The 25929-nt window shown below is 64.4% G+C and carries 23 protein-coding genes, 1 tRNA gene and 2 riboswitches; of the genes, 7 read left to right on the top strand and 17 right to left on the bottom strand.

All coding sequences use genetic code 11. The features are described from left to right. Positions 1-144: 144 nt before the first annotated feature. From F8G81_RS04795 to F8G81_RS04780, 4 genes are all read right to left on the bottom strand, one after another. Positions 145-852 carry a hypothetical protein gene (locus tag F8G81_RS04795; RefSeq protein ID WP_267277871.1) on the bottom strand — a complete coding sequence of 236 codons (708 nt, stop codon included), beginning with the start codon at positions 850-852 and terminating at the stop codon, positions 145-147. A 21-nt stretch (positions 853-873) separates the two neighbouring features. After that, entirely contained in the window at positions 874-2169 is a 1296-nt protein-coding gene (locus tag F8G81_RS04790) for a glycosyltransferase (protein ID WP_267277870.1), read from the bottom strand. A gap of 167 nt (positions 2170-2336) precedes the next feature. Beyond that, a complete protein-coding gene (pcrA, locus tag F8G81_RS04785) occupies positions 2337-4889 on the bottom strand; it encodes a DNA helicase PcrA (RefSeq protein ID WP_267277869.1) in 2553 nt (850 codons plus the stop codon). Between the two features lie 101 nt (positions 4890-4990). Next, positions 4991-5821, bottom strand: coding sequence for an inositol monophosphatase family protein (locus tag F8G81_RS04780; RefSeq protein WP_267277868.1), 831 nt, complete (start codon positions 5819-5821; stop codon positions 4991-4993). A gap of 32 nt (positions 5822-5853) precedes the next feature. Between F8G81_RS04780 and F8G81_RS04775 the strand changes: the two genes are divergently transcribed. Next, the gene (locus F8G81_RS04775; RefSeq protein WP_267277867.1) at positions 5854-6480 is read left to right on the top strand and encodes a hypothetical protein; all 627 of its coding nucleotides are present in this window, start codon (positions 5854-5856) and stop codon (positions 6478-6480) included. Positions 6481-6664: 184 nt separating this feature from the next. Then, the gene (locus tag F8G81_RS04770) at positions 6665-7114 is read left to right on the top strand and encodes a hypothetical protein (protein ID WP_267277866.1); all 450 of its coding nucleotides are present in this window, start codon (positions 6665-6667) and stop codon (positions 7112-7114) included. Between the two features lie 18 nt (positions 7115-7132). On the opposite strand, the gene F8G81_RS04765 is transcribed toward F8G81_RS04770, so the two are convergent. Then, a complete protein-coding gene (locus tag F8G81_RS04765; RefSeq protein WP_267277865.1) occupies positions 7133-7903 on the bottom strand; it encodes a DUF998 domain-containing protein in 771 nt (256 codons plus the stop codon). A gap of 83 nt (positions 7904-7986) precedes the next feature. Here F8G81_RS04765 and F8G81_RS04760 point away from each other — a divergent pair. From F8G81_RS04760 to F8G81_RS04750, 3 genes are all read left to right on the top strand, one after another. Continuing rightward, a tRNA-Arg gene (locus F8G81_RS04760) sits at positions 7987-8059 on the top strand. 1 nt (position 8060) lies between these two features. Further along, complete coding sequence (locus F8G81_RS04755) at positions 8061-8573, top strand: DUF6314 family protein (RefSeq protein WP_267277864.1); 513 nt, start codon at positions 8061-8063, stop codon at positions 8571-8573. Next, positions 8570-8974: an NUDIX hydrolase gene (locus tag F8G81_RS04750; protein WP_267277863.1), complete on the top strand. Its 405-nt coding sequence runs from the start codon at positions 8570-8572 to the stop codon at positions 8972-8974. The genes F8G81_RS04755 and F8G81_RS04750 overlap by 4 nt, the downstream gene beginning before the upstream one ends. A gap of 79 nt (positions 8975-9053) precedes the next feature. Here the strand turns inward: F8G81_RS04750 and F8G81_RS04745 are convergent, their stop codons facing one another. Continuing rightward, a complete protein-coding gene (locus F8G81_RS04745) occupies positions 9054-10967 on the bottom strand; it encodes an ABC transporter ATP-binding protein (protein WP_267277862.1) in 1914 nt (637 codons plus the stop codon). 22 nt (positions 10968-10989) lie between these two features. Continuing rightward, positions 10990-12627 (bottom strand): ABC-F family ATP-binding cassette domain-containing protein, encoded by a 1638-nt coding sequence (locus tag F8G81_RS04740; RefSeq protein ID WP_267277861.1) that lies wholly within the window; start codon positions 12625-12627, stop codon positions 10990-10992. 165 nt (positions 12628-12792) lie between these two features. On the opposite strand from F8G81_RS04740, the gene F8G81_RS04735 reads away from it, so the two are divergent. Beyond that, the gene (locus tag F8G81_RS04735) at positions 12793-13530 is read left to right on the top strand and encodes a hypothetical protein (RefSeq protein WP_267277860.1); all 738 of its coding nucleotides are present in this window, start codon (positions 12793-12795) and stop codon (positions 13528-13530) included. After that, entirely contained in the window at positions 13527-14252 is a 726-nt protein-coding gene (locus tag F8G81_RS04730) for a hypothetical protein (protein WP_267277859.1), read from the top strand. The genes F8G81_RS04735 and F8G81_RS04730 overlap by 4 nt, the downstream gene beginning before the upstream one ends. Before the next feature lie 306 nt (positions 14253-14558). On the opposite strand, the gene F8G81_RS04725 is transcribed toward F8G81_RS04730, so the two are convergent. The 10 genes from F8G81_RS04725 to F8G81_RS04680 all read right to left on the bottom strand — a co-directional run bounded on the left by F8G81_RS04725 (position 14559) and on the right by F8G81_RS04680 (position 25881). Continuing rightward, positions 14559-17591 (bottom strand): alpha-mannosidase, encoded by a 3033-nt coding sequence (locus F8G81_RS04725; protein WP_267277858.1) that lies wholly within the window; start codon positions 17589-17591, stop codon positions 14559-14561. Positions 17592-17723: 132 nt separating this feature from the next. Then, on the bottom strand, positions 17724-18614 hold the full coding sequence (gene fdhD, locus F8G81_RS04720; protein ID WP_267277857.1) for a formate dehydrogenase accessory sulfurtransferase FdhD: 891 nt from the start codon (positions 18612-18614) through the stop codon (positions 17724-17726). Positions 18615-18745: 131 nt separating this feature from the next. Then, complete coding sequence (locus tag F8G81_RS04715; RefSeq protein ID WP_267277856.1) at positions 18746-20272, bottom strand: molybdopterin molybdotransferase MoeA; 1527 nt, start codon at positions 20270-20272, stop codon at positions 18746-18748. Continuing rightward, positions 20269-20562: a DUF6457 domain-containing protein gene (locus F8G81_RS04710; RefSeq protein ID WP_267277855.1), complete on the bottom strand. Its 294-nt coding sequence runs from the start codon at positions 20560-20562 to the stop codon at positions 20269-20271. The genes F8G81_RS04715 and F8G81_RS04710 overlap by 4 nt, the downstream gene beginning before the upstream one ends. A gap of 45 nt (positions 20563-20607) precedes the next feature. Then, positions 20608-21213 (bottom strand): molybdenum cofactor guanylyltransferase, encoded by a 606-nt coding sequence (gene mobA, locus F8G81_RS04705; protein ID WP_267277854.1) that lies wholly within the window; start codon positions 21211-21213, stop codon positions 20608-20610. 63 nt (positions 21214-21276) lie between these two features. Then, a complete protein-coding gene (locus tag F8G81_RS04700) occupies positions 21277-21777 on the bottom strand; it encodes an HNH endonuclease (protein ID WP_267277853.1) in 501 nt (166 codons plus the stop codon). A gap of 234 nt (positions 21778-22011) precedes the next feature. After that, complete coding sequence (locus F8G81_RS04695) at positions 22012-22758, bottom strand: NlpC/P60 family protein (protein WP_267277852.1); 747 nt, start codon at positions 22756-22758, stop codon at positions 22012-22014. A gap of 167 nt (positions 22759-22925) precedes the next feature. Further along, positions 22926-23591 (bottom strand): C40 family peptidase, encoded by a 666-nt coding sequence (locus tag F8G81_RS04690; RefSeq protein ID WP_267277851.1) that lies wholly within the window; start codon positions 23589-23591, stop codon positions 22926-22928. Positions 23592-23661: 70 nt separating this feature from the next. Next, a riboswitch (cyclic di-AMP (ydaO/yuaA leader) is annotated at positions 23662-23823 on the bottom strand. 143 nt (positions 23824-23966) lie between these two features. Further along, complete coding sequence (locus tag F8G81_RS04685) at positions 23967-24788, bottom strand: M23 family metallopeptidase (protein ID WP_267279123.1); 822 nt, start codon at positions 24786-24788, stop codon at positions 23967-23969. Positions 24789-24798: 10 nt separating this feature from the next. After that, positions 24799-25042: riboswitch (cyclic di-AMP (ydaO/yuaA leader) on the bottom strand. 143 nt (positions 25043-25185) lie between these two features. Beyond that, on the bottom strand, positions 25186-25881 hold the full coding sequence (locus F8G81_RS04680; RefSeq protein ID WP_267277850.1) for a metal-dependent transcriptional regulator: 696 nt from the start codon (positions 25879-25881) through the stop codon (positions 25186-25188). Positions 25882-25929 lie beyond the last annotated feature (48 nt).

Here is a 25929-nt window from a genome sequence, read left to right as displayed (position 1 = left end):
GCAAGCGCCTGAGACTGGTTGGAAACGAGCCACGCGGCGCAATGCTCCTCTCGAACTCTAGTCCTTTCTGGGGACGGGCCCGTCCCAGAGTACCGCTTATGTGAGTAACGACACTATTCTATGGACCGTAGAAAAACCCCGGAATTACGCGGATTTTGAGGGTCCAACCGCTCCCGGAACACCTGTTTCCGGGGCCTTCGAAATAAGTTCGTAGCTTCCCCGGGAAACAAAAAATGCCACGCCCGCGGACACATTTCCGCACGCCACCCCGCCGTTGTAGGCGGAACACCGGAGCCCGTTACGTTCGATGTTCTGCCCCTCGGCCAGTACCGGAAGCTGGGTCAGTGGTCCGCTTTTGCTCCCCTTCGGTCCGTACGCGGCCTCCATTTGTGTGACGCCGGAGCGGCATTCCCCATAACTGGCGGTCTCCGGCGTCAGCAGAGCCGTTCCGCCCAGGTAGCCCAGTCCGGTGCCCGCACAGTCGTCCTTCACGTCCTCTGCTGCAGGCTTCACGTAGACGGCCAGCTCGCAGTGGGCCACTGGCACGGTGGCCAGCTTGTTGTTGGCGCTGTCGCTGAAGCTGTTCTGCTCATATGGGAGGTCGATGTGCTCCCCGCGGGCCGATGTCAGCGAGCAGACAACGTTCCGGTCCTCGGTGATAAAGGAGATGACATCCTGTCCCTGGGAAAAATCGCCGGAATCTGCCAGAGGTGCCTGTTCCAGCTGTTCCAGGGCGGGCAACGGCGGCGGTGGAACGTAACCGGGGTCCTCGGTGGTGATGGTGCATGCCGTGGCGGTCAGCAAAAAGAGGGCGGCCATAATCCCCCATACAGTTGGTCGCATGGGCTCCATTATGCGGCATTGATTAGCGTCTCAGCCCGCCGCCGGACCCAGAACGCCCTCTACGACGTCGGCAGCGGCTTCGGCCGGATCCTGCGCCTTAAACTGTTCGCTCATGTGCCGGGCATTGTTTTTCCATCCTGGATCTGTGAGAACCTGGGTGACTGCCTTGGCAATGTCCTGGGGTTTGGGTGACTCTGTTCTGAGGCTGATTCCTACCCCCGCATATTCCACCCTGGCGTTGACGTCGCTTTTGCCCTCGTTAATACCCGCGACCACCAGCGGAACGCCCTTTGACAGGCTTAGCTGTACGCCACCAAACCCGCCATTGCTGATGAAGACATCGGCGAACTCGAAGACCTGGGCAAAATCCACGTAGTCGCGCACGATGATGTTGGGTTGCGGGTAGCGTGCCTTGAGCGCCTCCGTGCCGCGGCCTCCGGTGGCAACAATGACCAGCGCGTCCATGTCTTTTACGGCTTCCAGGGCCGGGATGATGAGCTTGTTGTGGTCCAGGTTGTCCACGGTCCCCTGGGTCACCAGGAAGGTGTTGGGGTAGGACGGCCAGCCGTTGTCACGGGTTTCGGAACGGTCAGCGGCCGGGACGCGATAGGGCAGCAGCGCTCCGACGTAATGGACTTTGGCATTCACGTTCCGGCGGGGGAAATCCAGGGACTCTGGTCCAGTCTGGATGATGGCCGCCGAGCAGCGGTACGGCTCATCAGTCAACCTGCCATGCCGGGGCACTTCCTGCCCGTACGCGGCGTGCTGGCGGCGGTAGCTGAGACTGGCAGGCCTGAGAATGACCTTGTCGGAGAGCAGCCCGGCTGCGGTCTGCAGCACCTTTTCTCCCGGGTTCCGCGGCGGTTTGAACCCGAAAAAGAGCGGCGGCACCAACGGATCACTTTCCATGTTTGGAACCGCCACGAAGCTCACCACTGGCTTTCCCAGCAGATGTGAAACAAGCCGCTGGATGAACATGGAACTGTCCGCCACCACAACGTCAAACGGGAAGTCCTGCTGCAGTTCCCTGAGATCCTCGAAGAAATTGGTGATGTTGCTGGCAAAGATCTTTTCGCCGTCGAAGCCGATCGCCCGGGGCCCCTTCAGCTTGGCACGCTCGGGGTAGAGCTCATTAAGGTTGTCGGCCCGGTGCTCAATGGCCCGGCGGAAGGGGAACTGCGAAATGCCAAGTTGGCCGAGCTTCTCCGCGAACACCGGGCCGGTGTACCACGCTACGTTGTGGCCCCGCTCCTTGAGGCGGACGGCAACACCGGTCATCGGATTGAAGTGGCCATCAACGGCCTGGCTGGCGAAAAGGATATTCATTGTCCATCCCCACGTGTCCGCTACGCGCTGCCCTGCTTCGGATTCCCTTCGAAGCTCTTCGCGCGTGATGCGCCGGGCTGCCTGGAAAGGATTCCTGAACTGTAGTCCTCAAGGAAAGCACCGGCAAGGGACCGGGCCCGCGTACAGCCCGGCCCGGGCGCCGGGGCTTAGGCGTCGAGTTTGGTCAGCGGCGCATAACGCAGCAGAAGGCGCTTCTCCCCGACGTCGAACTTCACCTTGGCGACGGTCTTGTCCCCGGCGCCCTCCAGGGCAAGGACAGTGCCGTTGCCGAAGCTGGTGTGGTTGACTTTGTCGCCCACGCTGACGGCGACAATTTCCTTCTGCGGCTGCACACGGCTTTTGGCGATCGCGGCCGGGACATCGGCGTTGAAGCCGGCGCTGGAATCCGCAGCAGCCCCGCGGGCCGTGCCGGCACCCCAGAAGGACCCGCCATAGCGGCTGGAGCCGATGGACGGCCCGCTCCCCCAGCCACCGGTCTGCCTGCTGGAACCTTCGCGTTTCCACTCCACCAGCTCGGAGGGAATCTCCTCCAGGAACTGGCTGGCGGGGTTGTACTGGCTCTGCCCCCACATGCTGCGGACTTCCGAGCGTGTCACGTAGAGGCGCTTCCGGGCCCGGGTGAGGCCCACGTAGGCAAGCCGGCGTTCCTCGGCGAGTTCCTTGGGATCGGTGGCGGACCGCTGGTGCGGGAACAGCCCATGCTCCATTCCGGTCAGGAACACCACAGGGAATTCCAGCCCCTTGGCCGTGTGAAGTGTCATCAGAGTGACCACACCGAGGCGCCGGGCTTCGGCTACGGCAGCGGCAGTCTCTTCGGCGTTGGAGCCGGGGGCGTCAGGGATTTGATCGGCATCGGCCACCAGGGATACCTGCTCCAGGAAGGCGCCCAGTGAACCTTCGGGGTTCTCCTGTTCGTATTCACGCACGACGGCGACGAGTTCCGCCAGGTTTTCCACGCGGGACTCATCCTGGGGATCGGTACTGGAACGCAGCCCCGCCAGGTACCCGGTCTGTTCCAGTACGGCTTCCAGTGCTGCGGCGGCGCCGGACCCTGAGGCTACTTCGGCGAGATCATCCAGCAGTTTCACGAAACCCAGGACGGCGTTGACTGAACGGGTGGCCATGCCGGGGGCTTCCTCGGCGCGCCGGGCCGCGGCCATAAAGGACATCCGCTCCCGTTGCGCCAGCGCAGCCACGGCGCCCTCGGCGCGGTCGCCGATCCCCCGCTTCGGTTCGTTGAGCACCCGGCGCAGGTTGACGTCGTCGTCCGGGTTAACCAGGACCCGCAGATACGCGAGGGCGTCCTTGATCTCCTTGCGCTCGTAGAAACGCGTGCCGCCCACCACCTTGTACGGCAGGCCAACGCGGACCAGGACGTCCTCGATGGAGCGGGACTGGGCGTTGGTGCGGTAGAAAATGGCAACGTCCCCGGGACGGAGATTGTCCTCGTCCTGGAGCCGGTCAATCTCCTTGGCGATGAACTGGGCTTCGTCGTGTTCGTTTTCGCCCACGTAGCCAACGATCTTGTGGCCTTCGCCCTCGGCCGTCCACAGCCTTTTTTCGGGGCGGTTGGGGTTGCGGGAAATGACCGAGTTGGCTGCGGTCAGGATGTTCTGGGTGGAGCGGTAGTTCTGCTCCAGCTTGATGGTGCGAGCCTCCGGGTAGTCATTCTCAAACTCGACGATGTTGCGGATGTCGGCTCCGCGGAAGGCGTAGATGGACTGATCGGAGTCGCCCACCACGGTGAGCTCGGAGGCTCCGGGACCCTCGCCCACAATTTCCCGAACCAGCGCGTACTGCGCGTGGTTGGTGTCCTGGTACTCGTCCACCAGGACGTGGCGGAACCGCCGGCGGTAAGAGTCGGCGAGCGCCGGGAACGCCCGGAACATGTAGACGGTCTCGGCGATGAGGTCGTCAAAGTCCATGGCGTTGGCCTGGCGCAAGCGCTGGGTGTAGCCCTTGAAGACGTCCGCCACGGCGCTTTCGAAGGGGTCGTTGAAATTGGCGGCTGAAGCGAAGGAGTCAGCGTCAATGAGTTCGTTCTTCAGCGCCGAGATCTTGTGCTGGATGGCTTTGGGCGCGAACTTCTTGGGGTCCAGGTCCAGGCTCTTGGACACCTGGGTCACGAGCCGCAGGGAGTCGGCGGAATCGTAGATCGAAAAGTTGGATTTCAGGCCGACGTTGGCGGCTTCCTGGCGCAGGATCCGCACACAGGACGAGTGGAAGGTGGAGATCCACATGATCTTCGCCCGGCCGCCCACCAATGCTTCAATGCGCTCACGCATTTCCGCGGCGGCCTTGTTGGTGAAGGTGATGGCCAGGATTTCCCCGTGATGGGCGCGGCCGGTGGCGATGAGGTAGGCGATCCGGTTGCTGAGCACCCTGGTTTTGCCTGACCCGGCACCGGCGACGATAAGCAGGGCACTGCCGGAGTGTTTGACGGCCTCCTCCTGCTGCGGGTTCAGGCCCTGCAGCAGCTGGGCGGCGTCCGGGCGGTGATGCCCCTTGCGGCTGCCCTCAGGGTGGTCTCCGTGCTCCTGGGGCGCCGGTTTCTTCCAGCTGTCGGGCTGGTTGTCGGCACCGCCGCCGCTGACTTCGGCCCCCGCCGCAAGGACTTCCGGGCGCGACTTGGTGGAGGTGGCAGCTTTGGAAGCGGCCTTGAACGGTCCGTCAGAGTACGGGTCAAACAACATATCCATGGTGCTACAAGTCTAGGCGGTGGGGCCGACACTCACTTCGCAGCCTGTGGATTACTGCCGCACCACTCCCCCACAGGCCCCCTCCTCCCCAGTGCCGAGGGTCAGCCCACCGAGGCGGACTGCAGGGCTGCACGCAACTCGCGCACCGCCGTCGTGCCTCCAGCCATAAACCAATCCAGGCCGTTGACCCGGACGGTGTCCGTGGCGCCGCCGGCGGCGCGGACGATTGCCTTGCCCGGCAGCCAGTCCCACTCCGGGCAGCTGTGCTGGAACCAGCAGCCCAGCTGGCCGTCCGCCACGCGGCCGAGGTCGCAGGATCCGGAGCCAAGCATCCGCAAAGCCGCGGCGGACGTTGCCGCCGCATGCCACGGCATGGCGCAGAGCGGGTCCATCAGCCAGCTGGGGTGGATGTAGGTGGCAGCACCAAATTCGGCTACAGCAGTGCCGTTGCGTGCTCCGCTGTTGTCATGAAAGACGGTGAGTGCCTCGCCGTTCAGCGTGGCCGGCCGCGCGCTGCCGCCCAGCCACAGTTTGTCTTCCTCGGGCTGGTAGATGGCCCCCAGGAGCACATCGGAGGAGTCCTTCAGGGCGATGGCGGAGCACCAGTAGGTGGAACCGTGCAGGAAGTTGTAGGTGCCGTCCACGGGGTCGATGACCCACGTCCGGCCGCTGCGGCCCTGGACCGAGGCGCCCTCCTCGCCCAGGATGCCATCCTCCGGCCGGCAGCGCTGCAACTGCTCCAGCACGTAGGCCTCGGCGGCGTGGTCCGCTGCTGTCACGATGTCCGAGACAGATGTTTTCTGCTGCGACTGCAGGCCTGCCATGCGCATGAGGAGCGCCAGCTGGCCGGCCTCCCGGACCAGGGCGGATGCCAACTGGTAGTCGTCCAGTGAGGGGTCAAGTTCAACAGCGCTGTGCCGGCCAATGGTCATGGCTTCAGTTTATGGGGCGGGATAATGGTGCCATGGCCAAAACCCCCGCGCAGCGGATCAAAAAGCACGGCACCAAGGCTGCTGTTCCGCAGCACCACCTTCCGCCGGTGATCAACCCCACCACCGCCCGCTCGCCGCAGAAGGCCCAAAGCAACAGCAACCTCATCGTCGTTGCGGGAGTGGTGGCCAGCCTCTTCCTGTTCTGGTACGTCCACCTGCTGACTCTGATCCAGCTGACGCAGCTCTCGGGCGGCCTGGCCATGCCTGACTCCCTGCTGGGCGGCTTCGACGCCGGCTACATCGAACAGCTGCGTGGTGCCATGGACGACGACGCCCGCGGCCAGCTGAACTACATCCACAAGACGGCCGGCACCCTTTTCCCGTTGATCTTCGGCTTTACCTGGCTGCTGCTGATCGGCACCAACGTTGCACGCAAGGGACTCCGCTGGCTCCTGTGGGCGGCCCCGCTGCTGTTTGTGGTGGCCAGGCTCTGGGGAAACGTGGCAGTTGATTCCGTGCTGGCTTCTGAAGCGCCCGACGCCGGGCAGGTCGCTCTGGCGTCCGCGCTCACCGTCGCGGGGTGGGTCCTGCTGGTCCTCAGCCTCCTAGCCGGTGCGGCGGCAGTCTTTTTGCGCCGCCGCGGCAAACCAGGCAACTGAAACTGCAGTCCAGAGAACTGAGACCAGCAACATAGTTCGACTCCGCAGCCGACCCTGTATGGGTCATGACCAGGGGTTGTTCTGCCCATCGCCGCAGGATCGCGGGTTCATTAGCGTTAGTGCCGTTGCAGATGAGTAAAGCAGGCCATCTATGTGAGTCCAACCCTGACGAGAGCAGTAACCCATGATCCGCAAAGCACTGACCGTCCTGTTCTTGGCAGCCTTGGCGTTGAGTCTTGGTGGTTGCATGGAGGCAGCTGAGAAGGACGATGTAAGAATCGTCGCCAAGTACCGGGCGGCCGTTGAATCCCTCGACCACGTGGAGCAGGTGGAGGTTAGCCACAAGACCATTCCCATATCGGGAAAAACTGGAAGCGTAGACATTTACGCGGACACCGCAGACCCGGAAACACTGAAGGCTCTTGTTAAGGATGCGATGCAGGCAATCGTGCTGGCCAGAGGTGATGACTCCAGCACACACTTGAGGCTAACGGTGTCGCCCCTGGACGGGCAGGAGATCGCGAAAGGGAAGCAGGTCATGAAACCGGACGACATCGGCTACACAGGCCCGGAAACGCTGGATGGTTACGGCTACTACCTTGAATGCGGCATCCAGGAGGGTAGGTGTCCCTGAGCAGGAAACCGCCATGCCTCAGTGCGGTGCAACCGCCTGAGTGCGAATGGCTTTCCGAACCTTCCGGTGCCGGTGGACACGCTGAGCTATCACCAGGCCGGCAGTTGCCACGCCGAGCGTGACCGGATAGCCCATTAGGCGTTCCAGCGTGCCGGGCTCTGGAACGTCCATCCCTGTCAGCCCGCCCGTGGCCAACGCAGCGGCAGACACCACGCCGCACACCAGGATGAACCATCCCAGCGGCGACTGGTCCAGCCAGAGGACCCCCAGTACCAGCAGTCCCAAGGCCCCGGCGATGAAGTACATAATCGCCCCGGCAAAGTGCCAGCCCGAACCCACATCCTCGGGAACCAGACCCACGATGACAGTGCCCGCGCCGGCGGTTCCGATGAATATCCGAACCCAGATGGCCGCCAGCCATGGCTTCCTGCGCCCGGGCTGGACACGGGCACCGGCCCTCGCCGCGATGCAGAGAAGTCCCGAACTAAGAAGCAGCGCCCCGAGCAGCATTCCCAGGCCCTGGACAACAAACGAGGCGTTCATAAGCCAGTTCAACGGGGAACAGACGTTCCGGCCGTCGAAGACGCCGCAGTGGACCGCCCCCAGGTCGCTGATGTAGCCCGTCCGCCGGTCGTAGGGCTGCGGTCCGGCCCAGCCGCCGATCACTGCGGCTTCCGCGGCAAAATACTGCAGGACGCTCAGGACGGACCAGGCCCCGATGTACTGCCTGGTGGAAGCTGTGTCGGGAATGTAGGCCACGGCTGGAGCGGACATCGGGGCTGAACTCATGCCAAGAGCGTAGTACGGCCTCCCACCTTGTATGCTTGTAACCGTGTCCGGACGGACCGGCCCTGCCGGGACAGCGGACATACGCCCTCGTAGCTCAGTGGATAGAGCACGGCTCTCCTAAAGCCGGTGTCGTTGGTTCGATTCCAATCGAGGGCACTTGAACGTTTCCGAGAAGGAATTCGACCTTCGCGCCTACCTGCTGGGCAGTACCGGGTCCGCTCCGTTAACAGCCGGCCGCTGGACCGTGGAGCGGCAGTTGCTGGACCGCGCCACAGGCACCCGCGGAACCTTTTCCGGCGTCGTCCGCTTCTCCGTGACGGACGACGGCGGCCTGGCCTTCCATGAGGAAGGCACCATGCGCTGGCCCTCCTTCACCGGACCGGCCACGCGCGAATACCTCCTGAAACCCGCCGCCGGGCCAGACGCGCTGGACGTCCTCTTCGCCGATGGCCGTCCCTTCCACCGGATGAGTTTCAGCCCGGAAGCCAACCTGGACCAGCATTGGTGCGATCCGGACACGTACCGTGTGGCCTACGCCATGGAGGGTACGGACAGGTTCAGCTACACCTGGGACGTCAAAGGCCCCAACAAGGACCTGCTGCTGGCCTCCACCCTCCAACGGCTGGCCGGGATACCCAGCGCCCGGGCACCGATAGGCTCGGAAGCGTGAAGCCCAGAATCGTTGTCTCCGCCGTGTGTGTGTTCGATGACGCCGGGCGCCTGCTGACCGTCCGCAAACGCGGCACCGGAATGTTTATGCATCCTGGTGGAAAGCCCGAACCTGGGGAAACCGCGGTGCAGGCGGCAGCCCGGGAGCTCGCCGAGGAGGTGGGCATTGACCTGGATCCGCGTGAATTGGAGCTGATGGGCATCTGGATTGCCGATGCCGCCAATGAAGCCGGCACCGATATCGAAGCCACCGTGTTCAAAGCCCCGGGAACCTGGACGGCACATCCGTCGGCCGAGATCGCGGAGATCCGCTGGCTGGACCTGGCCGCTGAACTGCCGGCGGACCTCGCTCCCCTGCTCACGGACCACATTCTCCCGGAGCTCGCCGCTTCCGGACTCTGAGGGGGTGAGATCCCGCCGCTTTAGCCGCGGCTAAGCGCCGGGATCTCACGCTTCCATGAACCGGGGGCCAGCGCCTGCCCTACAACTCGGGAACGGCTTCCTCCGCCACGGCCGTGGCCTCGGCAAACTGCGTCCGGTACAGCTCGGCATACCGGCCGTCCGCGAACAGGAGCTCGTTGTGCGTGCCCCGTTCCACGATCCGCCCGTCCTCCACCACCAGGATGACGTCCGCAGCCCGGACGGTGGACAGCCGGTGGGCAATTACGACGGCGGTGCGCCCCTCAAGCGCTGCGCCCAGCGCAGCCTGCACGGCGGCTTCGTTGGTGGAATCCAGTGCGGCCGTTGCCTCATCCAGGATCACTACCCTGGGCTGGGCGATCAGCAGCCGGGCGATGGTGAGGCGTTGACGTTCGCCTCCGGAGAGCCGGTAGCCACGCTCCCCCACCACTGTCTCCAGGCCGTCGGGCAGGGAACGGATCATGGTTTCCAGCCGCGCCTGCCGGATGACGTCCCACATGTCCTCCTCGGTGGCTTCCGGCCGTGCCAGGCGCAGGTTGGAGGCGATCGTTTCGTGGAACAGGTGGCCGTCCTGGGTCACCATGCCCAAGGTGTCGCGCAGGGAATCAAAGGTCACGTCGCGGACGTCCAGGCCGGCTCCCGGCACGGTGCCGGCCAGGCGCACGGCGCCGGAGTCGACGTCGTAAAGCCTGGACAGCAGCTGCGCGATAGTGGATTTGCCCGCGCCGGAAGAGCCAACCAGCGCCACGGTCTGGCCGGGCTCCACCCGGAAGCTGATGCCGTGCAGCACTTCCTCGCCGCCGCGGGTGTCCAGCGTGGCCACTTCCTCCAGCGAGGCAAGGGACACCTTGTCAGCGGAGGGATAGGCGAACCGGACGTCGTCGAACTCGACGGAGACAGGCCCCGGCGGCACGGCCACGGCGTCGGGCTTTTGCTGGATCAGGGGCTTGAGGTCCAGGATTTCAAAGACGCGCTCAAAACTGACCAGGGCGCTCATGATTTCCACCCGCGCGTTAGAGAGCGCGGTGAGCGGGGCATAAAGGCGCGTGAGCAGCAGGGCCAGCACCACGACGTCGCCCGCTGCGAGTTGCCCGATGATGGCGAGCCAGCCGCCCAGTCCGTACACCAGGGCCAGCGCCAGCGCCGAAACCAGGGTCAGCGCGGTGACGAAGGTGAACTGCAGCATGGCCGTGCGGATGCCGATGTCGCGGACCCGGCCGGCGCGCACCGCGAATTCCCGTGATTCCTCGTCCGGCCGGCCAAAGAGCTTGACCAGCGTGGCACCGGGGGCAGAGAACCGTTCGGTCATTTGGGTGCCCATGGCGGCGTTGTGCTCTGCGGCCTCGCGCCGGAGGTCCGCCAGTTTGGAGCCCATGCGGCGGGCGGGGATGAGGAAGACCGGCAGGAGGATCATCGCCAGGACGGTCACCTGCCAGGACGTACCGAGCATCACCATCAATGTCAGGACCAGCGCCACCACGTTGCTGACCACGCCGGACAGCGTGCCGGCGAAGGCCGATTGAGCACCGATCACGTCATTGTTCAGGCGGCTGACCAGGGCGCCGGTGCGCGTGCGGGTGAAGAAGGCGATCGGCATCTTCTGCACGTGGTCAAAGACCCGGGTGCGAAGGTCCACGATCACGCCTTCGCCGATGGTGGAGGACAGCCAGCGGCTCACCAGTCCCAGTCCGGCTTCGGCAACGGCAACAACGGCGATCAGCACTGCCAGCCGGACCACTTCGTCGGCCCCTGCTTTGGCGACAATGGCATCCACCACCTGGCCGGCCAGGACCGGAGTGGCCACTGCGAGGAACGCCATCACGATGGACAGCGCCACGAAGGCAATGAGTTTCCCGCGGTGCGGGCGCGCGAAGCCCAGGACCCGCTTCAGGGTGGCTTTGGAGAACGGCTTGGAGCCGCTCTTGGCCCTGGTGATCTTGTACAGGGAGTTCCAGGCCACCCCTTCCATGCTCATCGGCGGTGCTCCTTGGTGTCTGTCATAGTTCAGTTACCGTCCCGTTTTCCACATTCCACCGCACGTCCAGCTGGACGTTCTCCAGCAGCCTGCGGTCATGGGTAACTAACAGCAAAGCGCCCTCATAACTTCCCAGCGCCTCTTCCAGTTGCTCAATGGCTGGCAGATCGAGGTGGTTGGTGGGCTCATCGAGGACCAACAGGTTCACCCCGCGGGCCTGGAGCAGGGCCAGTGCTGCGCGGGTCCGTTCACCCGGCGAGAGCGAATCCACAGAGCGTGCCGTGTGGTCGGCTTTCAGCCCGAATTTCGCCAGCAGCGTCCTGACTTCCGCCGGGGTCTGGTCCGTGAGCACGGCCTCGACGGCGTCCGCCAGGTTGAGGTGGCCCGCCAGGAGCCCGCGCGCCTGATCGATTTCGCCGATGGCCACCGATGCACCCAGGGCCGCGTTCCCGGAGTCCGGCGCCTGCACGCCCAGCAGCAGCCGCAGGAGGGTGGACTTGCCTGCGCCGTTGGGGCCGGTGATGCCGATCCGCTCCCCGGCGTTGAGCTGGAGGTTGACCGGGCCCAGGGTGAAGCTTCCCTGGTGCACAACAGCATCCCGCAGTGTGGCCACCACGGCACTGGACCGTGCTGCCTGCCCGATGGTGAACTGCAGCTGCCATTCCTTCCGGGGCTCTTCCACCACGTCCAGCCGGGCAATCCGGGATTCCATCTGCCGGACTTTCTGCGCCTGCTTCTCGGAGGATTCAGTGCTGGCCGCGCGCCTGATCTTGTCGTTGTCCGGGCTCTTCTTCATCGCGTTTCGAACTCCCTGGGAGCTCCATTCACGCTGGGTCCGCGCGCGGGAGACCAGGTCCGCCTTGGTGGAGGCAAACTCCTCGAACCGTTCCCTCGCATGGCGGCGGGCCACAGCCCGTTCCTCCAGGAAGGCCTCGTAGCCGCCGTCGTACACAGCCACCGAGTTCTGGGCCAGGTCCAGTTCAACAATGGTGGTGACGCAGCGGGCCAGGAATTCCCGGTCATGGGACACCAGGACCACCCCGCCGCGGAGCCCCTGCACGAAAGCCTCGAGTTTGGCCAGTCCAGCCAGGTCAAGATCGTTGGTTGGCTCATCCAGCAGCACTATGTCGAAGCGGCTCAGCAGCAGGGCCGCCAGCGCCACCCGGGCTGCCTGGCCGCCGGAGAGCCCGGTCATGGGGGCATCCGGGCCGGTTTCCAGTCCCAAGTCCGCAAGCACGGCCGGAAGCCGCTCATCCAAGTCCGCTGCGCCAGAGGCCATCCAGCGGTCAAAAGCAAGCGAATAGGCGTCGTCCGCGCCGGGAGCACCAGATCCCAGGGCCTCCGCGGTGGACTCCATCTCAGCGGTGGCCTGGGCGCAGCCGGTCCGGCGTGCAATATAGCCCGCCACCGTTTCCCCGGCCACGCGTTCATGCTCCTGCGGAAGCCAGCCCACGAAGGCGTCCGCGGGGGCGAGGCTGACGGTTCCGTCCTGCGGTTGGTCAACACCGGCCAGCAGGCGGAGCAGTGTGGACTTCCCGGCGCCGTTGGCACCAACCACCCCCACCACATCACCGGGAGCCACTGTCAGGGAGAGCTTTGAGAAGAGTGTGCGGTGGTCGTGACCACCGGAAAGTTCTTTGGCAACAAGGGTTGCAGTCATTGGTCCGTCCTCGGCGCATGAAAGAACCCGCCGGTCCGGACTTGGGGGGTGTACGGACCAACGGGCTCGACCATCAAGCATAGTCGAAGCACGGCCGGGCGTAAAATCCCAGGCAACCCGGCACGCTAAAATGAGGGCAGACATCCGTTCTGCAGAGAGCACTCAATGCCCCTTCCCGCCAAGGCGTTCCAGCGCTGGCTGCAAGGCATCGCGCCGGACACCAGCACGGCTGACGTCTGCCGGATTTCCGGGATCAAACGGACAACCCTGGCCCAGCAACTGGTCCGTGGCAAGGTCGCGGAAACCACCGTGGTGAGTATTAGCCGGGCCTTCAACATCAATCCGGTGACGGCGTTGGCCAGCTTCGAGGCGTTCCAAGAACTGGCCGCACCCCAGCATCAGCCCACCAGGTCCGAACTTGTCAGCCAGGTCTCGACTCCCGATCTCCTCAGGGCGCTCCTCGCCCGGGAGTCGGTGGAACCGGCGGCGCAGCCCTCCACCGAAAGGCCGGCCCTCAGCCCGGCGCCGCATGCCACCTCCGTCAAGAACTGGGTGGAAGCCATCGACGACGGCGAACTGCGGCACCGCGTCTCGGTTGCCACAGGCATCGCGCCCCAGAACTATTCGGCACAGCTGACCGCGAACAGGCTTTCCCCTGAGCTGGCCCTCGCCACGTCCCTGGCCGCCGGCGTTGGCCCTGTTGGCGGCCTCGTGGCCACCGGTCTTGTCACCGAGGCGGAGGCAGGGTGGCCGCCAGGGGCCCGGCAGGCGGCCCTGGACACCCTGACGGATGGAGAGCTGACGACGCTCGCCGGGGAAAGGCTGCAGGCGCTGGGCAGGACGCTTCGCCGCCAGGAGCACGATCAGGAACAAACCGACAAAATCTGGGAGAACCTGGGATGATCGAAATCCTTCAGTGGTCAACGCTCGCCTTGTGCGCCGTCACCGCAGCGGCCCGGATTCCCAGTGCACTGCGGGGGCAGAACCGGGCCGTCTTCTACATCTTCGCGCTCCTGACCGTGGCCATCCTGCTCAGCATTGAAGCACCGTACGTTGCCATCGATCAGGCTTTGGGCGGCATCAACGTGGCAAACCTCATCCTCCGCTACATCATCTTTGCGGCCATCTTTTTCGTGGGCATCCGAGTAACCAAGGGTTTCGGGGCTGCCGAAGGGCATCGGTTCATCACGGGCCGGATCGGTATCAGTGTCCTGGCGCTGATCTCCGCCGCGGTGCTGGTGCTGTTCCTGATGATGGATACCGCAGGCTCCTCGGCAGGCATGGCCGCCGTATCCGGCAAGGACGCCCGTAACGGGGTTTTGGCTGAGCTTTACGGCGCCGCCGGCCGCGCCTACCCCGCTTATGCCTCCCTTGCCTTGCTGCCTGCCATGGTGAGGGCGGTCAGGAGCAGCCTTCCCGGCATGGTGCGGTTCGCGGCCTTCCTGCTGGCGGCGGGAGCCATGGCTATCGCCCTGACGCTGCTGTTCCCGCTGGTGCCGCCGCAGTGGGGCACCGCCGAGTTCATCATCAATTACACCGCTGTCCTGTGCTTTGTGGTGGGGCTCGGGCTGATCTGGGCGGCAAGGATCCGGTACGGACGCACTGTGGTGCCCGCAAGGACTTAAACCGCCGGGCAACCTTCATCAGTTCACAAAATCATTAGAATGTGAAACAATCATGAATGTGTGAAGGCGGGGCCGGAGCGTTTTCGAACGGGGATAAATTCTTGGACGTTTAGGCCTCAACGGTCCTTTGCACATCTTGGGGGGATGAGTGGTGGCGGCCGTTGGGGACCGCCCCCACTCAGCCTGTTTAACGGCACCTGCCGCATCACGGCGCACCAAAGCAAACAGTGCAACCCCGATGTGATGGGGCCCGCCGGCCTGCCGCGGCAGGTCCGCCCGGTACCTTTTTAGCGCACGAACCTTCCTTTAGCGCACGAACCTTAAGGTCACCAGTTGGAAGGGGCGCAGGCTTAGATCCACGGAGTCCGGCCCTGTTACCGTAATTCCTGGTGCGTCTGCCTGCCGTTCCAGCAGGTCCGTGGAGTGGACGGCCGTGACCGGGAAATTTGCTGTGAGCAACCCTGCCGATCTCTGCCCCAGGGATTCGTAGAGCCGGACGATCACATCACCCGAGCCGTCCTCGGCAAGCTTGACAGCCTCAATGACCAGGGCGGGATTGCCCACAGTAAACAGGGGTTCCACTGCCTGGCCGCCACGTATCACCCGTGGCGGCAGGTTGGTGCGGTACCCCTCCTCGATTGCCTCCGCGATGCCGGCGCCGGGACGGATGGTCACCGTCAGTTCGTGCCGTCCGCGGTCCGCCGCTGGGTCCGGGAACTTGGGCGCCCGCAAGAGTGAGAGCCGCACGGTAGTGGTGGTCCCGCCGTCGTCCTCCCTAATGCTCCTGGTGACGTCGTGCCCATAGCTGGAAGAGTTCGAGATGGCGACGCCGTAGCCGGGCTCTGCAACATGAATCCAGCGGTGGGCGCAGATTTCGAACTTCGCAGCCTCCCAGGACGTGTTGACGTGGGTGGGACGGAACACGTGGCCAAACTGCGTCTCGGATGCTGAACGGTCCGCCCGGACATCCAGGGCAAAGCCCAGCTTGAGGAGCTTCTCGCGTTCCTGCCAATCGACGGTGGTGGTGATGGACAGGGAGTCGCTGCCGGCCTCAAGCATGATCCGCTGGGTCACGGGAGAAGATCCAGCCAGGCGCTCCACAACGACGACGGGAGTCTGGCCCTCCTGTTCCAGCCTCACAGCCGTGACATCAGTCAGGGCTGTGACGTTGCGCCGGTAGAACTCATCGATGTCCCAGGCATCCCATTCATTGGGCGTATCGCGGTGCAGTTCCAACAGGTTGCCCCGTTGGCCTGACGCAATGGCTTCCCGGCCCGTGGCGTAGTCCGTCAGGGACACGATCAATCCGTTGCCATCCAGCACCGCCCTGACAATCCCGTTGTCCAGGACGTAGCCACCCGCCGCCGGGGACACCCCCCCGGGCAGGGGCGGGGCGGCTGGTTCTGCGGCGCCCAGGGCAGGAACCCCGTGGCGGGCGTGGGGCGCGGCGTTCAGGAGGAACTCGCGGGATCCGGAACCGAGCACCGACGCAGCGGCCCTGGCAATGAGATCCTCCAAACCGGAGGCGATGGCCGAGTAATTCCGCTCGGCGTCCTGGTGCACCCAGGCAATGGAGCTGCCCGGCAGGATGTCGTGGAACTGGTGCATCAGCACCAGCCGCCAGAGCCGCTTGAGCTCGGCCGCGGGATACGGGAAGGATCCCCCGCTCCGGACAGCGGCGGTGGTGCACCAAAGTTCAGCTTCCCTGAGGAGATGTTCGCTACGGCGGTTGCCGCGTTTGGTCCGGGCCTGGCTGGTATAGGTGCCGCGGTGCAGCTCGAGGTACATCTCCCCCACCCAGACCGGCAGCGCCTTGTATTCCTCCTCTGCCTGGGTAAAGAAACTCTCGGCGGAACCGATGCGCACCTTGGGTGAACCCTCCAGGTCAGCCGTCCGGCTTGCAGCTGCCAGCATTTCACGGGTGGGACCGCCCCCGCCGTCGCCGTATCCGAATGGGACAAGCGACGTATTTCCGCGGCCATGGTCCCGGTAGTTGCGCTCAGCGTGCGCCAGTTCGCGCCCACTTAACTCGGAGTTATAGGTGTCAATGGGAGGGAAGTGCGTGAACAGCCTGGTGCCGTCAATGCCTTCCCAGCTAAAGGTGTGGTGGGGCATCCGGTTCAGCTGGTTCCAGGAGATCTTCTGCGTAAGGAACCAGCGGCTGCCGGCCGACTTGACGATCTGCGGCAGGGCGCCGGAGTAGCCGAACGAGTCCGGGAGCCAGGCTTCCCGGCAGTCGATGCCGAACTCCGCGAGGAAGAAGCTCTTGCCCTCCACAAACTGGCGGGCCATCGCTTCCCCGCCCGGCATGTTGGTGTCCGATTCGACCCACATGCCGCCCACCGGGACAAACTGGCCCGCCTTGACCTTCTCCCGGATGCGGCCAAAAAGTTCCGGATAGAACTCCTTCATCCAGGCGAACTGCTGGGCCGAGGAGCAGGAGAAGACAAAGTCCGGGTTTTCGTCCATCAGCGAGACTACGTTGGAGAAGGTCCTGGCGCACTTGCGGATGGTTTCCCGCACCGGCCACAGCCAAGCCGAATCGATGTGCGCATGGCCTGTGGCCACCAACTGGTGGGCAGAGGCGTAGGCAGGCCTGGACAGCACCTCGGTGAGTGCCTCGCGACCCGCAGCTGCTGTTCCGGCGATGTCGTCCGGGTCCATGAGGTCCATCATGCGTTCCAGTGCCCGGAGAATTTCATGGCGGCGCGGCTGCTCCATGGGGAGCTCGTGCATCAGCCCCGCCAGCGTCCAGATGTCCTGCTGGAGCTCCCACACCGACTGGTTCAGTTCCGCGATGGCGATAGTGCCGAGCCTGTACTGCGGCGCCGTTCCGGCCGTTGCCTTATCGCCGTAGGGCATGGCGGCAAAGGTCCACCCCTGCGCGACGTCCGGATTGGCTGCGGCTTCGACATAGAAATCCACGGCCATGCCGCTGCCCAGGAGCTTGAGCGGAATGTACTGGTTCCGTGGCGAGATCGCCTTGATGATCGTGCCGTCAGGACGCCAAGCTATCCCCTCACACTGGAAGCCCGGGATTTCCGTGGTGAAGCCCAGGTCCACCACCATTTCGACGGCGGTGTCCGGTTCCGTTCCCCAGGATTCAGGGACATCACCCTGCAGTCTCAGCCATTTGGTACCCCACGGCTTGCCCCAGGCAGCGCCGTGCTCCTGTGGCAGGAAATCCTGCCGCAGTGCCTCCATCACAGTCACTGGTTCGTCCGGTACATCCCAGCTGGTCAGCGTCAGCGGAACCATGCGCGTGTAAACAGCGGGAATGACCCGCTCACGCACAAAGCGGTCCAGGCGCACTTCCGTGATCCGGCGATCGTCATGCAATGTTTGGCCTCTTTAATGCTTGAAACGGGAGAACTTGGATCTGGCTAAGCTGTCCATTCGATGGACAAAATCTACCGGGCTGTCGTCCAATAACCAAGCTCCGTTGCCCACGCCACAGCCTCCGTTCTGCACTTATCCCGGCAGCTCGGCTGGCAGCTGCGCGGGCGCGGGGAGAGTGATCCGCTGATGTCCGGCATAGACGTTCAGGCTAGTGCCGCGGCTGAATCCTGCCAGGGTTATGCCGCTGGCTTCCGCCAACTCCACGGCAAGGCTGGAAGGCGCACTGACGGCAGCCAGAACGGGGATTCCGGCGAGGGCGGCCTTTTGGACAAGTTCGAACGATGCCCGTCCTGATACCTGCAGGACCAGTCCGGACAGCGGAAGGAGGCGTTCCCGGAGGGCCCAGCCCACCACCTTATCCACGGCGTTGTGGCGGCCCACGTCCTCCCTGAGGCACAAAAGCTCCACGTCGCCGTCGTCCTTGATGCTAAAAAGGCCGGCGGCGTGGACTCCGCCGGTGACGTCGAAAACTGCCTGGGCTTCGCGAAGCCGGCCGGGCAGGGAGGCCAGGGTTTCCGCGGGAAGCGTCAAGGTGTCCGCGGCAGGGCTGTAGTGGGAAGACTTGTGGACCGCTTCGATCGAATCCGTGCCGCAAATGCCGCATGAACTGGAGGTGTAGACGTTCCGGCCGGTTTCCGGTATCTGGACGTCCGGCCGGAGCTGGGCCTCCACGACGTTGAAGGTCTGGACTCCATTTTCGTCCTCACCGGCGCAGAACCGGAGGGACACCAGCTGCTCCGGTTCCCAGATAACACCCTCGGACACCAGGAATCCGGCCACCAGGTCAAAGTCGTCACCGGGCGTCCGCATTGTCACGGAGAAGGAAAGTGTCCCGATCCGGATCTCCAGCGGTTCTTCAACCGCAAGCACGTCCTCGCGGTGCCGGACGGGGAACTCGAGAGCGTTGGGCGAGCCGTCCAGGACATATTTGTGCACCTTTCGGCGCTGGGTCACTCGTCCCATGCGCTTGCCGCCGTCCTGGCTGTGCGGATTAGATGAGTCCCGGACGCGCCGGATTGGCCCTGATGGCTGTTCATAGCTCCATCATCGCAAGCCCTGCTTGGCGATGCCAGCCGGTGCAGGCCCGGCAGGCGTCAGCCCAGCAGTGCGCTCCAGTCGACAGGTCCGGCCGGAGCAGCAGGCTTTGCCGCAGCCTTGCCGGCCGTCCGTCCCGCTGTCCTGGCGCCGGCTTTGGCTTTGGACTTCGCTCCCGCAGGCTCGGGGACAGGAACCGGCGGTCCCCAAGGGAGCGCGAACGCCGGCACAGCTTCACCCAACTGCACCCCGTGCGGCGGCACCACCATCACCCCCTGCGCGGAGGCCAGGCCCCGCATCATGCCGGGTCCCGTGTGCTGCGCCGGAGACGCCATGCCGTAGAGCAGGCGGAAGGGCATCAGCCTGGTGCGGCCCGGATCCGGTTCAATAGTTGTTCCGCAGGGGACCTCCTGGACCGGGGGCATGGTTCCGTGGCCAAGCGCTGCCAGCAGCGGTACACCCACGGTGGATAACGCCATCATGGCGGCCAGGGGATTGCCGGGCAGGCCCAGCACAAAGCGTCCGTCCGGGAGCTCGGCCAGGACGGCGGGATGACCGGGGCGCATGGCGATTCCGTCAATGATCAGCCGCCCGCCGAGTTCGGCCACCGCCTGGCGCAGATGGTCCGTCCCGGAGCGGCCCGTTCCGCCGGTGGTGATCACGACGTCGGCGGGCAGGACAGCGGGCGCCGCCACGTCCGCCCCGTCCTCCGGAGATGACGGAGGTTCGGGCGGCAAAGCGACGTCTTCCAGCCCTTCCAGCCATTCAGAATAGGTGTCGCCGATCTTTTCCTGGCCTCCGAAGATCCCGCCGAGCATTCCCACCACGGCAGGGAGCTGCGGACCGAAAGTGTCCCGGACCTTGCCGGGCTCAGGTACGCCATGGGTGACCACTTCGGAGCCTGTCAGGAGGAGTTTGACCACGGGTTTTCCCTGGACCAGCAGCGCGTCGTGGCCGGCCAGCGCGGCAAGGGCCAGATGGGCCGGGTTAAGGGCAACACCTGCGGGGACCAACACTTCCCCGGCCGTTGCTTCCTCGCCTGCCTTCCGGATGTGCTGGCCGTTCCGAGGTTCACCGGGCCGGGCCGTGCCCCCGGTCATCAGGATCGGCAGGCCGTCGTCGTCCGTGCCCAGGACCGCGCTTTCGCTGCGCAGCACCGCCTTGGCCCCGGGCGGGATCAGGCCTCCGGTCACGATGGGACTAGCCTGGTGCGGCGCCAGCCGCTGCCCGGGTTCGGCAATGATCCAGGGTCCACTGCCGTTAACAGCCCAGCCGTCCATGGCGGAGGAGGCATAGTGCGGCATGTCGTGCAGCGCAGTGATATCCCCTGCCAGAACCCTGCCCAGCGCGTGCTGCAGCGGCACGCGTCCGGCAGGAATGGGTGTGGCACATTCAAAGGCAGCCGTCCGGGCTTCCTGCCAGGTGTGGGCAAGATGGCCGGATTCTGCATGCGGTGCTTCAGGGGCCTGAGGCGTTTCGGGGGCCTGAAGGGAGTCCTGGTTTTGGGTGGTCTGCTGCGTTTCCCGAGCTTCGGGGACGCCAGGCTTTTCCGGATCCCCAGGTTCTTCGCCGGGTCCGGCAGTCATTCGGCCGGAGTCCCGGCGGCTTCAGCGTCGTAGTCCTTGGCCAGGGCCCGTGCCACATCCATCGCCGCTGCCATGGAGGCCGAATCGGTGGCCTGCCCTGAGCCGGAGGCAAGTCCGGCAGCGAAGCCGGCAATGAAGGTTGTCAGGGGTGCGGCAGGCCGGACTACTGAGTGGGCCGCCACGCCGGCGAGCGAAAGGATCGCATTGACGTCCATCTGGACGTCCTCAAGCTCATAGGCCTGGAGCAGGGACCTGCACCATTCCTCCAGCGTTTCATCCTGGCTCTTCACTGTCTGCCTCCAATTCCATTGCGGCCGCTCTGGTCCGGAACCTGGTCACGGTTCCTGGCCGGCCACTCCAAGTGCGGCGGCATCGTCCCAGGTATCCACATCGTCTGTGGACCCTGCCGGGACGGTGACAAGCTGCACGTCCAGACTAGCAAGTAGTGCCATCACCGAACCGTTGATTAAGGCACCACGGGAGGCGAGATCTTGAACCGAGCGTTGTAGCGCGGCTGTGCTATAAAACCCCAGGAGCGGCTGCCGGCGGCCATCCTGGTCAACTGCCATCACCCCTTCGGCCCCGTCGCGAATTCCGTCTCGAAGGGCTTGGACAGCAGTCCCGGCCCTGGGCATGTCGCATGCCAGCACCAGCGTGAATGGCTTGAGCGCTCCGGCGTACGCCAGCGCCGCCAACCCGGCCGCTACTGCGGCAGCAGGCCCCGCGAACGGCGGATCCTCCCTGCACGTCAACACCTCGGCCGGCAAGGCACCGTCCTCTGGCCCCACTACCGCCACGCCGGCAGCGCCCCGGGCAGCGTCAAGTGACAGCTGAAGGAGGGTTGCGCCCCGGTACGTCATCCATTGTTTGGGCTGGCCGCCCAGCCTTGAGGAGCGTCCGCCGGCAAGAATGACGGCGTCAAATTCCACGTCTGAATCCACACTGCCAGCCTAGCGGTGCGATATCAGGCAGGCATCACGCAGGGTGACATCAGGCAGCCTGCGTCAGGCTGCGCGTTCCGGCAGCAGGAACGGGTCCCAGGCCGGAGTGGGCTTCTCCAGCTCCTTGATCTGCCAGATGGTGCCATGTGGAGGCTCAGGCGTGAACCTCAGTTTCCAGCCCATTTCCCCCGGAGTGTGGTCTCCCTTGAGGTTGTTGCAGCGAAGGCAGGCAGCTACCAGGTTTTCCCAGGAATCCGCGCCTCCGCGCGATTTGGGGTGAACATGGTCGATGGTGTGGGCTGCCTTGCCGCAGTAGGCGCAGCGGTGTCCGTCCCGACGCAAAACACCGCGGCGGCTGACCGCGGTGTTCTGGTTGTATCGGGGGCGGATGTAGCGGTTCAGGAGGATCACGGACGGGCGGCCCAATATCTCCTGCGGCCCCACCACGGGATCCTCGCCTTCGGCTACCACGCTTGCCTTGCCCGTGAGCACAAGCACCAGCGCCCGGCGGAAGGTGATCACCGCCAGCGGTTCATATCCAGCATTCAGAACGAGAGTGCGCATGCACTTACCTCTTCACGGCCGCACCCGTCAGGGGCACGAGGGCCGGCTGCCCCCGGCATATCCGGGCTATGGATCGACACCACAAGAGTAAACAAAGAAACCCCTGATCAGCTAATCCAGGGGTGATCGAAGGTGTGTGTCGGGGTAGCCCAGGTCCTGAAACGAAGCGTCCGCCGAACAACACAAAGGACCCCCGCCGTCAGGCAGGGGTCCTTCGAAGAGCTGCGGGCCGTCTTAGGGGATGCGGATAAAGACGGGGCCGGAACCAACGTTGGCGCTGAACACAACGGTCTGGTTGCCGTTGTAGCCACCGTGTACGGCCTGGCCGTTGCCGGCGTAAACAGCCACGTGGGCAACGCCCGCGCCGCCGTCGGCGTAGTAGATCAGGTCGCCGGGCTGGGCCTCGGCAGCACTGACGGTGCGGCCCAGGGAGAGGTATCCGGCGGGCCAGTCGTGGAAGTTGATGCCTACCGCTGCAAGCGAGTTGGTCACCAGCATGGTGCAGTCCTGGTTGACGCCCAGCTGTGCATAAGCGGCGGACAGGATGGCCTGGCCCTTGCTGCTCGCGGCAACGGGACCGGCAGGAACGGCTGCTGCAACCTTGACAGAGGCCACGGGCTTGGCGGCGGGAGCTTCCTGAACCTCAACCACGGGCTCAGGAGCCTCGACGACGGGAGCCGGTGTGGTGGTGACCGCGGGCTTCTCGTAGGAGATGGAGATGGTGGAAGCCGCCGAAATGGTTGCCGGAGCTGCAGCTTCGACACCGAGAGCGGAAGTGGAAGCAGATTCACGCTGAACGTTGGTGTCAGCAGCGTTGGCCGCGATACCACTGGTCAGAACAAGGCCGGAGGCAGCAGCGATGACTGCGGCCTGGCGGCCCACGCCGCCGGCGTTGTCGCCGACAGCCTTGGCAATGACAGCCAGCGAGTTGGTCTTGACAACCTCGGCGCGGTGCCGTGCAACAGTTGCACGTGTAGTCATTATTTCTCTCTTTCGTTTTCCTCAGGACCACATGGGCAACCGAAGGGCTTTGGACGCGCCGGCATCTTGGGGGTACGCCGGCACGCCCCGAACGGGGATTCAGCGAAAAGTGTTTCCGGGGAGGAATCGTTCTTCCGGAACCCGTGGGAGCAGTTCCGGAGGCGGAACTAGCTCATGGTGTAGTACGATCCGCCGCCTGTGGAGGCGACAGAGTGCAGCAGCGTTCCCTGTGAGGGGTTCAAGGCGCTGATCATCATGCCGTTGCCAACGTAAATGCCTACGTGGGCGCCGCCATTCTGCATGACAAGGTCACCGGGAGACGGTGTGGAGGTGGGCTTCATCGCGGTCCAGGCGTTGACACGCGGAATGCTGATGCCTGCCTGGGCGTAAACCCACTGGGTGAAACCGGAGCAGTCCCAGCCGTTGGGGGTTGTGCCGCCCCAGACGTAGGGGCTGCCGATTCCGGTGTAGGCAATTGCAGCCAGACCCGACGCCGCAGCAGAGGAGACAGTGTCCGTCAGCTTGGAGGCGGTGGTAGCCGTTGCTCCGGATGCCCGCGTGGCCGTCTCAGTAGACTGCGGACGCACGGTTTCGATCTTCGGAGCAGCCGTGGTCTTGACCACGGGACGCTCGAAGGACACCGTAGCGGTGGGTGCAGCCGTAACGGCAAGTGCAGGCTGCGCGGAACCAGACTCCGTGGAAGCGGAGATGCCCGCGGTGGTGTCGGCGGCGTTGGCCGGAAGCCCCATGCTCAGGATCAGGCCTGATGCGGCTGCAATGACAGCAGCCTGGCGACCTACGGTCCCGGCATTTGCACTAACAGCCTTGGACACGGAGTCCAATGGGTTGGTACGAACCGTTTGCGCACGGTGGCGCGCAGAATTATGGCGTGAAGACACGAAGGTAGCCTCTCCCAATGCCTGCGAGGTGAGCTGTCGGATTCGGATGGGAGTCACCCGGCCGCGCTGCTTCCTGGGAAGCTTTGCGACTTAACCCCAAGGCCTTCATAAATCGAAGACCAAAATTGGTTCCCCCGCCCCTGCCAGACGATGTCATGCGAACGGACCTTGAGCGGTGGCAGAGCTAGGCAATCCACTCAAGAGCGTCAACTTCGGAAAAGTTGACGCGCTTTAGACGTTACAACAGTTTAGAGCGAATGTCACATTCAGGTCACGGCATGTCACAGCGATTTGAGAGTTTTCCATCACTTAAAGCCATCCGGTGGGATCGACGACTTCTCCGTTGACCTGCACCTCAAAGTGAAGGTGGCAGCCGGTAGAAGCCCCGGTGGTGCCGCTGAGCGCCACAACTTCGCCCCTGGTGACGGTTTGGCCCACGTGGACGTTGAACGAGGAGAGGTGGTTGTACGTGGTCTCCAGGCCGTTGCCATGGTCCACCACAACACGGTTGCCGCCGCCGTAGGGATGCCAGCCGGCAAAGGTCACGGTGCCGCTCGCGGCTGCCAGGACCGACGTTCCGCACTGGGCCACATAATCCTGGCCGCGGTGGAAGTCGCCGGAACCACCGGTAATGGGACTGACGCGGTAACCGAACGGAGAGGCGGTCACGAGTGAAGCCAGCGGTGCACCCAGGCTGCCGGCGGATGCGGCGCGGGTGATTGAACCCGCAGACTGCGCGCTCAGCAGCTGCTTGAGCTTGCCATCCGGATCGCCCTGCGTCACCACGGAGGAGCGGCTGAAGTCGATCTGCGCACCCGCCTCTGCGGAAATTTCAGGTTGCGGCAAGACTGAGGCGGCTGAGGTTGCAGTCTGGCCGACAGCAGGGGTGGCCATGACGGGGCCGGTTGCGGGAACCGTGACCGTGAGGACCAGGCCGGTGGCGGCGAGGGCAATCCCGGCCTTCTGCCCTACGCCGCTGGCCGCGGCAAAATCGCTGATTTGCTGGAACGGACCACGCCGGCGGCGCGCATCACGTTGGGGGTCGCGTGGTCTGTTCGCGGCAAGAACCTCGGCAACCCGGGGCGCCGAAGGCGGGCCGGCGGCGCGACGGCGGCCCCTGGAATTTTGCATGGTCAAGAACGGTTCCTCTCTGGGTAGCCTGCGAAGTTAGCTGTCGGATTCGGGTCAGAGAGTTCAAAGACCCGGTCCGCCGTAAGCAAGCTTCGGCACAGAGATATCCCGTAGGATCCTTCGCTGGAAGAGGCTTGCCGCTGACGGACTTCACCCCAAGGCAGCCTTTCGGCTGCCGGTTGTGGTTCCTCCGCCTCTGCCAGTTAAGTGACTCGTGCACCTGATCCGCTGGCAGAGCTCGGCTCCAGATCAGGTAACGCTTTAGTATCAACGCTTGGGGATCAACTATAGGCGATTAAAGCCCGTGTAACAATTCCGTTATCTTTTATGTGCTCGCTCACAACAAGGCAACGGGGCCCCGCCGCGGGCCCCGGATTTGTCCCTCGATTAGGCTAAATCAGCCGACAGAAACAAAGACGTGGGCCGCTACTTCCGGCGGCAACTCCAGCGCCCCCTCTATCCCGGGCACGCGGACGGAAATGTACTCCCCGACGCGCTCAAGGGAGACGGAGGCTCCCGGCCGAATCCCGCCCTCGTCGAGTTGAACCAGCAACTCTGGCTCCACCTGGATTGGCTCGGCAAGGCGGCTGACAGTCACCTGGGAGCCCTGGCCGTAACCCTTCATCGCGTCCAGGAGATTAATCACACCGTCTGCGATCCCACTGGGCTCTGCACCACCAAGGGCCGCCAGACCGGGGATGGGGTTGCCATAAGGGGATTCAGTGGGGTGGTCCAGCATTTCATAGATGCGCCGCTCCACCCGTTCGCTCATCACGTGTTCCCAGCGGCAGGCCTCGTCATGGACATATGCCCAATCCAGGCCAATCACATCAGCAAGGAGCCGTTCCGCGAGCCGGTGCTTGCGCATGACTTCGATGGCGCGCTTGCGGCCGATTGTCGTGAGTTCCAGGTGACGATCTCCGGAGACCACCACCAGGCCGTCCCGCTCCATCCGCCCAATGGTCTGGGACACCGTGGGGCCGGAGTGGCGCAGCCGTTCAGCGATGCGGGCCCGAAGAGCGACAATGTTCTCTTCCTCAAGCTCCAAAATGGTCCGAAGATACATCTCCGTAGTATCGATCAGATCCGTCATCCAGCTCAGCTCCCTCGAGCGCAGTACCTTGGGCAATCCCATCCGTAT

This window comes from Arthrobacter sp. CDRTa11 (genome assembly GCF_026427775.1).
Classification (GTDB): Bacteria; Actinomycetota; Actinomycetes; order Actinomycetales; family Micrococcaceae; genus Arthrobacter.
This window is presented reverse-complemented; position numbering and strand designations above follow the sequence as displayed.